Genomic DNA, 11,504 nt, shown 5'->3' with positions numbered 1-11,504 from the left:
CGACGACGAAGACGGTGCCGTTCCGCCCGAACCCGGAGGGCCGATGGAGGTTCCGGGGAGGGTGAGCACAATGGTACCTGTTGGCTGAAACGCAGCGGGCCTATCCTACCGCCCGTTTCCCGGTGGAACCTCCATCGGAGATGGCAACATTAATTCTGAGACAGGACACCAGCAAGGCAACAGTTTAGAAACTGGCCAGACCCATTGAGCACCGCAGGACGGCGGGCGTGGCGTACTTTTCCTATCCATGACTGCAGATCAGCAACGCTTGCAGACCACTATCCGGCGGGTCCACCGGCGTTTCAAGAGCATCGCTTCGATTCGGGGCCTTGCCTGGTGGCTGGGCCTTTCCTTCCTGGTGGTAACTGCCGCCGTGACCGGCGTCGACTATTGGAACTACAGTCAAAAGGCCCTCCTTCTGGCCCGCTGGTCCTCCCTGCTCGTCATCGGGGTTTCCCTGGCCTGGCTGGTGGTGCGCCCCCTGGCCCGACGGATCGGCGACATTCGGATCGCCCGTACCATCGAGGAACGCTACCCGCAACTGCAGGATCGCCTGGTCACGGCCACCGAGCTGACATCCCCGGCAGGCCGCAATGCCCGACCTCACCCGTTCCTGCCCCTCCTGCTGCGGGATGCGGCCCGCCAGATCCGGACAGTCAAACCCGGAGAGATCTTCAACCGCAGGGAACCCCTGCAATCCGTTGTGGTCGGCTCCGGGCTGGTGCTCCTTTTCGTCCTGCTGCAACTCCTCGGACCGTCCCATTTCCGGTACGCGACCCTGAAGCTCTATGCCGATGGATGGTGGCCCCGGGCAGCACCGCTCTATCGGATCGAGGTGTCGCCCGGCGACACCCGCATCCGCAAGGGGTCGGATCAGACCGTCACGGCCAGGCTGGAGGGCTTCGAGGCGGAACAGGTCCACCTGTTTTTCCGCTACGCCCGCAGCGGAAGCTGGAAATCCCAGCCCATGACGGCCGAGGCCGGCGCCAACCGGTACGGGTTTTCCTTTGTGGATGTCGCCGAACCCATCGGCTACTACGTCCAGGCCGGAAACATTCGGTCCGAGGCCTATGAGCTTTCGGTCATGGAGACGGCTCGTGTTCGGCAAATCGACCTGACCTACCGTTTCCCGGGCTACACCGGCCTGCCGCGGCGTACAGAGAACAACGGCGGCGACATCGAGGCCCTCCGAGGCACTCGGGTCGAGGTCAAGGCCCACCTCAACCTGGAACCGGACTCGGCTCGCATTCTGCTGGGAGACGGAACTTCCATTCCGATGCGCAAGGCAGAGGGACCGGCGGTCATCGGGGAAATCAAGGTTTCCAGGGACTCGACCTATAGAATACAGCTCACCGAGGACTGGACCGGCGAGAATGTCGAATCCCATGCCTACGCCATTACGGCCTTCCAGGATCAACCTCCCCAGGTGGCCTGGACCCGGCCGGGGCGGGATCGGCAGGCCACCGCCCTGGAGGAGGTCCTGACCGAGGCCAGGGCCGACGATGACTTCGGCCTGAGGAACCTGGAGTTGCACTACGCCCTGAACGGCGCGCCCACGGCCAAGATAGACCTTTTCAAACCCAGGGGCGGAGGACTCCCCCGTTCGATCTCGGCGACCCACACCTTCTTCCTGGAAGAGTTCGATCTCCAGCCGGGGGACTTCGTCAGCTATTTCGCCCGGGCCTCCGACGCCCTCGCGACCACCACCAGCGACATCTACTTTCTGGAAGTGCGTCCCTTCGGCAAGCAATACCAGCAGAGCCCGTCGGGGGCCCGGCAGGGCGTGGATTCCGGCAGCATGGACTCGCTGCTCTCCCGGCGCCAGAAGCAGATCCTGGTAGCCACCTGGGGATTGATCCGAGACCGAAAGCGGCTGGACAAGGGAGAATATCGGAATTCCCTGCGGCTGGTGGGAGAACTGCAGCTCAAGCTGCAGCAGCGCACCCAGTCCCTGGCCGACCGAGTCCAGCGAAGGGCCCTGACCGACCTCGACCAGGACATTCAGAAGTTTTCCGAGAACCTGGTCCAGGCGGTCCGGTCCATGGTTCCGTCCCATGAATCGCTGTCGCAACGCGCCCCCGACGAAGCCGTTCCCCACCAGCAGCGGGCACTCCAGTACCTGATGCGGGCCGAGACCTTCTACAAGGAAGTCCAGGTGGCTCGGGGCGGAGCCCAGGGCCGGGCGACCTGGGCCCAGGAACTGGAAAGCCTGTTCGAGCTGGAACTGGACAAGCTGAAGAACCAATACGAGGTCCAGCAGCAGGCCGGTTCCTCCGATTCACGCCGGCAGATGGACGAAGCCACCCGCAAGCTGCAGGAACTGGCCCGGAGGCAACAGCAGATCAACGAGGATCGTCGTCGCCGGATGCTGGAGAGCGCCGGCAGGCAGTTCCGCGGGGCGGAAGGATCCGGGCAGGGGATGCTGCAGGCCGAGGCCGAGAAGTTGGCCAGGCGGTTGGAACGACTGTCCAGGGAGATGGAAAGTCCTTCCCTGCGAGAGGTGAGCCAACGCCTGCAGCAGGCGGCCAGGGAAATGCAGAAACTCAGGGGCGCCGCGGGAAGCCAGGCGGAGAACCGGGGTCTGCAGGCATTGAGCCGGATCCGGGAGGCCGGCTCGGCGCTGGATCGCCAACGCCGGACGGACCTGGATTCGGAATTGGGTCGTCTTCGGAACCAGTCCCGCGATCTGGTGCAGCGGCAGAGACACATCCGATCGGAGTTGGAGGGTCTGAAAGCCGGCGTGGCTCGAGAGGATCCCATCGAGCCTCTGCTGGAGCAAAGACGGCGCATCCTGAAGGACAAGACCGGCCTGCAACAGTCACTCAGGGAGATGGAAAGCCGGCTCGTTTCCACGGCCAAACAGGCCGACCTCCAACAGCCCGAGGCTTCGCGAAGGCTGAGGGCCGCCGGCCAGTCCATCCGGAACCGCGGACTGCACGAACAGATGGCCCAAAGCAGGCAGTTGCTGCAGTTGGGTCTGCTGGACCTGGCCGGACAGGACGAGGAACGCATCCAGTCGGCCCTCTCGGACCTGCGGGATCAAGTGGCCGAGGCCGGTGAGGCCGCCCGCAGGAGCCCGGCCAAACCATCGGCCGAAGAGAGGCTGAGCCGGGCACTGATGCAGGCCGGAGACCTGCTGTCCAGCCTGGAGTCTCTGAAGCGACGGATTGAGGACCGCCAGGCCCGCTCAGGCGCCGACCGGGCGGGAGGCCCTTCCGGGACCGGGTCCGGCAAGTCTCCCGAGACCAACCGGCCGCGGGGAATCCAGCCGGAGTCGCAGGCGGGACGGTCGGCCGCGGGTGAGAGCCGGGAGCAGAGACAGTCGGGCCGCGGCCGGGGCCACGCGGCCGTCAATTTCGGCGATCGGGAATTGCCGCCGCCCACGACGCTGACGCCTCGAGAGGCCCGCCAGTTCGAGAAGGAGTTCCAGCACCGCCTGGGAGAGGCCCGGGAGTTGGGCCGAAGTCTGGCCGGCGACACCGATCTGGCGGCCCAGATCAAAAACATGGTGAAACGCATGGAACAGATGAAGTCTCTCGGCTTTCTGCACGACCCTCTGGAACTGGAAAGACTTCGCCGGCGTGTCATCGAAGGACTGCGCCAACTGGAGTTCGACCTCAGCCGCAAGGTCCAGCAACTCGGCGGCACCGACCCCATTCACCTGGTCAAGGACGAGGAGGCACCACCCACCTACCGCAAGCAGGTGGAGGACTACTACAAGGCTCTGGCCCGTTGAGAAATGAGAGGAAGGAGACTTCCGTGCGCTGGGTGAGTATGCCCCTGAAACAAGCTCCCTGGAAGATCCTGGTGCTGGTGTCGGTCGTTGCCGCCACGGCGGCGGCAGTCTTTCTGGGAACCGGGAGTCCAGGCTGGACCCTGTTGTCGGTAGCCCTGCTGCTGGTCGGTGTCCATGACTTCCTGCTGCCCACCACCTATCAACTCAGCGAGGAGGGTGTTACCAGCCGTATCCTCTGGTACCGGCGGCACAAACCCTGGACCTTTTGCCGATCCTATTGGGTCGACGCCCACGGAGTGCTGCTGAGTCCCTTTCCCGAGCGCAGCCGCCTGGAATCCCACCGCGGCCTCTACCTGCGGTTCGCGGGCGCCGACCGCCAGGAGGTAGTCCGTTTCGTGCAGAGCAAGATCAACCGGCCGACTCCAGCCAGGTCGATGTCATGATGCAGCCCTCCTGGAGGCACAGGCTGCAGCAGGCATTCTCCCTGGAGCGTTACGAGGAGCCGCTCACCGACCAGGAACGCCGTCTGCTGGAGAAAATTGCGGAAGCCATCGTGAGGCGGCGCCTGGAAACGCCGGCCCTTTTCATCCTGGAGTCGGCCAAGCCGCTCAACTACCTGGGGAGCCAGGCCATGGCCTTTTTTGAACCGGTGGTTCGGGGGCTCTTTGCGGCCACCGACTATGGACGGGTCCGGCGCATCCTGGAGCGCCGGCAAAGCGTCGAAACCCTGCTGCAGGAGATCGAGAATCGGGCGGCAGGCAAAACCCCCTCCTCCGCCAACGACCTCGACGGAGCCGCCGGGTGACCCCTTTGGAAGACATCCGAGTCATTCTGGCCACAGACTGCGGCAGCACCACCACCAAGGCCATTCTCATCCAGAAGATGGGGGACGAGTACCGCCAGACCCATCGAGGCGAGGCTCCCACCACGGTGGAAGCCCCCTTCGAAGACGTCACTCTGGGAGTGCTCAACGCCGTGACGGAACTGGCGGAACTTTCGGGCCGCAAGCTGCTGGACTCCGAAGGCCGGATCATACGCCCCACCAGCGGCGAGGAGGGATGCGATCTCTATATTTCCACTTCCAGCGCCGGGGGAGGCCTGCAGATGATGGTGGCCGGAGTGGTCCGGTCGATGACGGCCGAAAGCGCCGAACGGGCCGCCCTGGGGGCCGGCTCCATTGTGATGGACGTCATCGCCCTCAATGACCGGCGCCTGACCCACGAGCGCATCGAACGCATCCGCCAGCTCCGGCCGGACATGATCTTGATCGCCGGCGAGGTCGACGGGGCCCGCACCGACAAGGTGGTCAAGATTACCGAGACCATTGCGGCTGCCGATCCCAAGCCGCGACTGGGAGCCGACTATCGCCTGCCGGTCATCTACGCCGGCAACCGGTCCCGCCGGGATGAGGTGACCCGGGTGCTGGGCGGCAAGACCAGTCTGAGCATCGTCGAAAACCTCCGCCCCACCCTGGAACAAGAAGTCCTGCTGCCCGCCCGCGAGCGCATCCACGACCTGTTCCTGGAACACGTCATGCAGCAGGCGCCCGGCTACGCCAAGCTGATGGAATGGGTGGACGCCGACATCATGCCCACTCCGGCGGCGGTGGGGGCCATCCTGAAGCGCGTGGCCAATGAAGCCCGCATCAATGCCGTGGGCGTGGATATCGGCGGGGCCACCACCGACATCTTCAGCGTGTTCGGGGAGGAATTCAACCGCACGGTGTCGGCCAACCTGGGGATGAGCTACTCCATCTCCAACGTGCTGGCCGAAGCCGGACTGGCCAACGTCATGCGGTGGATGCCCTTTACCATGGAGGAGCGGGATCTGCGCAACCGGATCAAGAACAAGATGATCCGGCCGACCACCATCCCCCAGACGGCCGAGGAGCTGGTCTTCGAACAGGCGGTCGCCAGAGAGGCGCTACGCCTGGCCTTCATCCAGCACCGGTCCTTCGCCACCCGGTTGAAGGGGGTGCAGCAGCAACGCACCATCGCCGACTCCTTCGAGCAGGACGCGGGAATCGAATCCCTGGTGAATATGATGGAGCTGGACCTGCTGGTGGCTTCCGGCGGCGTGCTCTCTCACGCGCCCCGACCGGAACAGACCGCCATGATGCTGATCGACTCCTTCCTCCCGGAGGGGATCACCCGCCTGGCCAAGGACAGCATCTTCATGATGCCCCACCTGGGCGTCCTGTCCCAGGTGCATGCACGCGCGGCCACCGAAGTCTTCGAGAAGGACTGCCTGATCGTCCTGGGCACCTGCATCGCCCCCCGGGGCACGGCCAGACCCGGCCGGCCGGCGCTGGCCTACCGGCTGGAGCTTCCGGGAGGCGAGGAGAGACGGGAGACCCTCCGGTTCGGCGAGATTCGCCGGCACCCATTGGAGACGGGAGCCGAGGCTCGGGTTTATCTGGACCCCGCCCGCGATTTCGACCTCGGACCCGGAAAAGGCGTTCCCCTGGAAGCCACCGTCCAAGGGGGAACCGTCGGCCTGATTGTCGATTGCCGGGGGCGCCCTCTGTCGTTCCCCTCCGAACCGGTCGAGAGAATCGGAGCTCTGAAAACCTGGATCGAGGAACTCGGGGTCTACTCCCCGGAGGCGATCCCCCACTGAAGTCATGGCCCACGCTTACACTCCCGGTCTCAAGGTAACCGAAAACGAATTGCTCCACCGCAGGCGCATTCTGCCCATCCCCGGGGAGGTGGTGGTCGAGGAGGGAGCCCAGGTTCAGCCCCACCAGGTGGTGGCCCGCACCTTCCTCCCGGGCAAGGTCGAAATCGTCAATGTCGCCAACAAGATGGGGGTCGATCAGAGCGACGTGCCGGGCGCCATGCTCAAGAAGGAGGGGGAGCCGGTGGGCCAGGGTGAGGTCATTGCCGAAGCCAAGTCCCTCTTCGGCCTGCTCACCTCGAGAGCGACAGCCACCCTGGAGGGAACGGTCGAAAGCGTTTCCGGAGTCACCGGACAGGTGGTTTTGCGAGGACCGCCCCAACCCATTGAAGTCGACGCCTATATCGAAGGCCGGGTGCTGGAGGTGGTGCCCGACCAGGGGGTGGTGGTCGAAAGCAGCGGCACTCTGATCCAGGGGATCTTCGGCATCGGAGGCGAGGCCACCGGTGAGATTGCCATGGTTTCCTCCTCGCCCCGGGAGGTCCTGGATGAAGATTCACTCTCGGCAGACCTGCAGGGCCGGGTGGTGGTGGGAGGATCGCTGGTCACGGGAGCCGCCCTGGAAAAGGCGGTTCGGCTCGGCATCCGCGGCGTGGTGGCGGGAGGATTCGATGACCAGGACCTGCGCCGATTCCTGGGCCATGACCTGGGTGTGGCCATTACCGGTCATGAAAATCTCGGAGTTACCTTGATCGTAACCGAGGGATTTGGAAGAATCGACATGGCGCCTCGCACCTTCAGGCTGCTGAAGCGCCACCAGGGACAGCGGGCCTCCATCAACGGAGCCACCCAGATTCGAGCCGGGGTCATTCGCCCCGAGGTGATCATCCCCCTTCAAGGCGCGGCTCCGCAGTCACCGGATCGGCCCGGGGAGCAGGGCATGGATGTCGGAAGCACTGTCCGCATTATCCGCAACCCCTGGTTCGGAAAGCTTGGCCGGGTAGCCTCCCTGCCCTCCGAGCCGTCCCGGCTGGATTCGGAGTCCAGGGCCAGGGTGGTTTCGGTGCGGGTGGAGGGCCTGGAGGAGCCGGTTTCGGTGCCCCGGGCCAATGTCGAGATTATCGAGGGTCGCGACTGATGAAACTGCTGTGTACGCTGACTCTATGGTACGCCGCCCTGGCGCTGGGTCCCCTGCTTGAGGCCCAGGACGCTCCTTCGAAGGCACCGGCCCCACCCACCCGGGTGCAGGCGCTGGATGTACCCAACGATTCGGGGCACGCCATCGAGATCCGCTGGAAGGACTCTCCCGACCCCGGCGTCCACTCCTATGAAGTCTTCCGGTCACGCCTGCCCGGCGACAGGGCTTCGGGCGACGCCCAGGCCCCCTGGATGTCACTGGGAACGGTGGGTCCGGGCGAGGAGACGTTGACATTCTCCAGCGCCGAACGGGGAGTCCGCTACTCCTTCAAGGTGGTGGCCATAACGGCCGAGGCCAGCGCCGACTCCGAGATCGTGAGCGGAGAATCCAGGGCCCAGTGGTTCGACTGGAACAAACTGTGGATTCTCATCATCGGCGGCACCATCTGCTTCTTTGTCATCCTATTCATCCAGTTGGCGACCCGAGGCCGCAAACTGTTCGTGCGCAAGATCGCGGGCCTGGAAGCCGTCGACGAAGCCGTGGGCCGCGCCACCGAGATGGGGCGGCCGGTCGTGTTCGTGCCGGGAATCATGGACATGGACAACGTCCAAACCCTGGCCGGCCTCACCCTGCTGGGATACGTCTCCCGCACCATCGCCGAGTACGACGCCAGGCTGGACGTTCCGGTCAGCCGCTCGCTGGTCATGACCACCGGCAGAGAGGTGGTGAAGCAGGCCTACCTGGAAGCCGGCCGCCCGGAGAGCTACAACGAGGACATGGTCCACTACCTCACCGACGAGCAGTTCGGCTACGTCGCCGGAGTCAACGGCATGCTGCTTCGGGACGAGCCGGCCACCTGCCTCTACATGGGAGCCTTTTTCGCCGAGTCGCTGCTGCTGGCCGAGACCGGCAACCGGATCGGCGCCATCCAGATCGCCGGCACCGCCATGCCTTCTCAGCTTCCCTTCTTCGTGGCGGCCTGCGACTACACGCTGATGGGCGAGGAACTCTTTGCGGCCAGCGCTTATCTGAGCGGCGACCCCAAGCAACTGGGCAGTCTCAAGGGGCAGGATGTGGGCAAGCTGATCGTGATGGCCGCCATTGTTCTGGGGAGTTTGGCGTCCACCGTGGCGCTGTGGACCGGAAGCGGAAGCCTTCAGTCGGTGGTCGATTTTCTCAAGCTGGAAATGTTCGTCTAGGAAGCCCGGATGCGACGACAGATACCGCTGCTGATCACCTTTGTGGTGGGGGTCATCATGCTGTTCGAGGCCTTCATCCCCCACCCGCCCTTCGACCAGCTCAACGAGAGCCTGTCCATCACCTTTGACGTGCTGGCCGCCTTCGCCTTCATGCTGGGCGGGGGCAACCTGGCCAAGATCCACCTGGCCAAAATCTCCCGTTCGGAGCCGGGTTGGGGGTACAGCGCGGTCACCATGGCGGGATTTTTCGCCATGCTGGCCGTCGGGCTCTTCAAGGTGGGAGGACCTTCCGGAGTCAAGCACGCCCTGGAGGCCGAAGGGAGCTGGTTTCAAGCCGCCTACGATTACTGCTTCCTTCCCCTGTCGGCGACCACTTTCTCCCTGTTGGCCTTCTTTGTGGCTTCGGCCTCCTATCGGGCCTTCCGGGCCAAGAACCGGGAAGCCACCGTCCTGCTGATCGCGGCCCTGATCATCCTGCTGGGCCGGACGCTGGTGGGCACGGCGCTCACCGAAACCTTGCCGGGCTCTCTCGAGCTGCTGTTCGGCGCTCTGCTGGCCTACCTTGCATGGGAGCAATACCGCTCCAAGCGCTGGGTCTCGCTTTCGTTGATCGGCGCGGTTGGCGCCTTTGTGCTGATTCGCACGCTCTACGGCTATCTGATCCTGGCCGGAGGAGGAGATTTCTACCTCCTGACCGTCCCCGACCTGGTCAACTGGATCATGGTCGTGCCCCAGTTGGCGGGTCAGCGAGCCATCATGATCGGCATTTGCCTCGGCATCATTTCGATGTCGCTCCGACTCATCCTCGGAGTGGAACGCTCTTATCTGGGAAGCGACAACGACTAGGACAGGACCTCCGCATGGCTCAAAAGGAAACACCCTCGATGATGGAACGCTTGCAAGCCATCGACCGGCGCTGGATCTTCCTGTTCATCATGCTGGCGGTCGTGATCCCTCTGGCCTTCGACCTGACCATCGACGAAGTCGCCACCCCGGAGGTCCAGGCCATCTACGATCGTATCGAGGAACTTCCACCCGGCTCCAACGTGCTGCTGCCCTTCGACTACGGCCCCGAAAGCGAGCCCGAGCTCCAGCCCATGGCCGACAGCTATGTCCGTCACCTCTGCCGCCGCAAGCAGAAGCTCTTCTTCATGTGCCTGTGGGCCACCGGCCAGGCCCAGACGCTCAAGACGGTCGATCACGTGCTGGAGCAGGAGTTCTCCGACTACAGCTATGGCCGGGACTACGTCATGCTGGGCTTCAGGCCGGGTGGCCAGGGAGTCATCCAGGTGGTGGTGTCGGACTTTCGCACTCTCTATCAGTCGGACGTGGAAGGCACGCCCATCGACGAGATCCCCATCATGCAGAACGTCAAGGGGCTCAAGGACATGGATCTCATCCTCAACATCAGCGGGGGGTTCCCCGGACTCAAGGAGTGGATCCAGTTCGGGGGCGATCGCACCGGCGTGCCGGTCGCGGGAGGGGTCACCGCGGTCCAGGCGCCCTTGCTCTACCCCTACTACCCGAGACAGCTCAGCGGAATCATGGGCGGCCTCAAGGCGGCCGCCGAGTACGAATCCCTCCTGATCCAGGGGTACTCCGAAGCCTACGGGACGGATACGGAGAGGTTTGCCGCCATTCGACGCATGGGTCCCCAGACCCTGGCCCACCTGGTGATCATCCTGTTCCTGGTGGTGGGGAACATCGCCTACTTTGCCTCACGCGGATCGTCGCGTGAGCGGCGGAAGTCTCTGGAAAAGTAAGTCAATGAACGAGCAGACCAGGCGATTATTGGTGGTGGGTGCGGTAGGGTTGGTGGTGCTGTTTGCCCTGGTCTGGAGCGCATTGGGGCAAATGGAAGGCTTCTGGGTCAGCGGGGCGGGCCTGGGCACCTGGTTCGCGGCCTTTCTGACCCTCTCCATCCTGAGCTTTCTCTACGACGACAACCCCTTCTACCGCTTCGCGGAATCGCTCTTCATCGGTGTTTCGGCCGCTTACTGGATGGTCCAGGGCATCTGGCAACAGCTCATTCCCAACATGCTGGGGAGACTGGCTCCCGCTTTCGTGAACGAACACATGGCCCAGGTCCCCCTGGATGTGGACCCCGTCGACCGCAGCATGGCCCTGGTGCAACTGGTTCTGGGTTGCCTGCTGCTATGGCGGCTGGCGCCCAAGGGAACCTGGATCGCCCGCTGGCCGCTGGCGGTCATTGTGGGTTGGGCCGCCGGCACCAACCTCACCAGGTACCTGGTCAGCGATTTCACCAAGCAGGTCTCACCCGCCATGATTCCCCTGGTGGAACCCAGCCAGACAGCCTTTTTGGGGATCGACTGGATCGGGACCCTCACAGCCCTGGTAACCGTGTTCGGGCTGCTGGCGGCCCTGATCTACTTCTTCTTCTCCGTCGAGCACAAGGGCTTCCTGGGCCAAGTCTCCCGCGGAGGAATCTGGATCCTCATGATCACCTTCGGAGCCGCCTTCGGCTACACCGTCATGGGCCGCATTGCCCTGCTGGTCGGCCGCATGGAGTTCCTCTTCGTGGACTGGCTGCAGGTGATCGGACCCTGACCGCAAGCAGACCCGCCTGCCTGTTACAACCGCAACACCCAGCCCATCCAGATCACAGTTCAACCGGTCCCCGCCATTCCGGGCGGATCATACAGGGTGAAACAGGGGCCTGTTACGAACCTGGGAGACTGAGCCCCCCACCTGCTCCACTGTGGGCTGGATCTCCTATCTGGCGATCTCGCCGATTCCGTCCCCCCCACCGGTTCGACTGCGGGCGGAGCCCTTGTCTCACCGACTCCCCCTCAAG

The 11,504-nt window shown here is 64.2% G+C and carries 9 protein-coding genes; all 9 read left to right on the top strand.

Features of this window, described 5'->3' with window-relative positions; translation table 11 throughout:
• Window positions 1-247 precede the first annotated feature (247 nt).
• From OXI69_02835 to OXI69_02795, 9 genes are read left to right on the top strand one after another with little or no spacing between them, the layout of a single operon-like run.
• The gene (locus OXI69_02835) at window positions 248-3,736 is read left to right on the top strand and encodes a hypothetical protein (GenBank protein MDE2665068.1); all 3,489 of its coding nucleotides are present in this window, start codon (window positions 248-250) and stop codon (window positions 3,734-3,736) included.
• A gap of 23 nt (window positions 3,737-3,759) precedes the next feature.
• Window positions 3,760-4,179 carry a hypothetical protein gene (locus OXI69_02830; protein ID MDE2665067.1) on the top strand — a complete coding sequence of 140 codons (420 nt, stop codon included), beginning with the start codon at window positions 3,760-3,762 and terminating at the stop codon, window positions 4,177-4,179.
• Window positions 4,176-4,541, top strand: a complete 366-nt coding sequence (locus OXI69_02825) for a hypothetical protein (GenBank protein MDE2665066.1) — start codon at window positions 4,176-4,178, stop codon at window positions 4,539-4,541. The genes OXI69_02830 and OXI69_02825 overlap by 4 nt, the downstream gene beginning before the upstream one ends.
• Window positions 4,538-6,355, top strand: coding sequence for a glutamate mutase L (locus OXI69_02820; protein MDE2665065.1), 1,818 nt, complete (start codon window positions 4,538-4,540; stop codon window positions 6,353-6,355). The genes OXI69_02825 and OXI69_02820 overlap by 4 nt, the downstream gene beginning before the upstream one ends.
• A 4-nt stretch (window positions 6,356-6,359) precedes the next feature.
• On the top strand, window positions 6,360-7,490 hold the full coding sequence (locus OXI69_02815; protein ID MDE2665064.1) for a hypothetical protein: 1,131 nt from the start codon (window positions 6,360-6,362) through the stop codon (window positions 7,488-7,490).
• Window positions 7,490-8,689, top strand: a complete 1,200-nt coding sequence (locus OXI69_02810; protein MDE2665063.1) for a fibronectin type III domain-containing protein — start codon at window positions 7,490-7,492, stop codon at window positions 8,687-8,689. The genes OXI69_02815 and OXI69_02810 overlap by 1 nt, the downstream gene beginning before the upstream one ends.
• A 9-nt stretch (window positions 8,690-8,698) precedes the next feature.
• Window positions 8,699-9,535: a hypothetical protein gene (locus OXI69_02805; GenBank protein MDE2665062.1), complete on the top strand. Its 837-nt coding sequence runs from the start codon at window positions 8,699-8,701 to the stop codon at window positions 9,533-9,535.
• 38 nt (window positions 9,536-9,573) lie between these two features.
• On the top strand, window positions 9,574-10,452 hold the full coding sequence (locus OXI69_02800; GenBank protein MDE2665061.1) for a hypothetical protein: 879 nt from the start codon (window positions 9,574-9,576) through the stop codon (window positions 10,450-10,452).
• Between the two features lie 4 nt (window positions 10,453-10,456).
• The gene (locus tag OXI69_02795) at window positions 10,457-11,257 is read left to right on the top strand and encodes a hypothetical protein (GenBank protein ID MDE2665060.1); all 801 of its coding nucleotides are present in this window, start codon (window positions 10,457-10,459) and stop codon (window positions 11,255-11,257) included.
• Window positions 11,258-11,504 lie beyond the last annotated feature (247 nt).

This window comes from Acidobacteriota bacterium, assembly GCA_028875575.1.
In the GTDB taxonomy this organism is placed as follows: domain Bacteria; phylum Acidobacteriota; class Terriglobia; order Versatilivoradales; family Versatilivoraceae; genus Versatilivorator.
The sequence above is the reverse complement of the archived record's forward strand: the minus strand, read 5'-3'. Positions and strand labels throughout refer to the sequence as shown.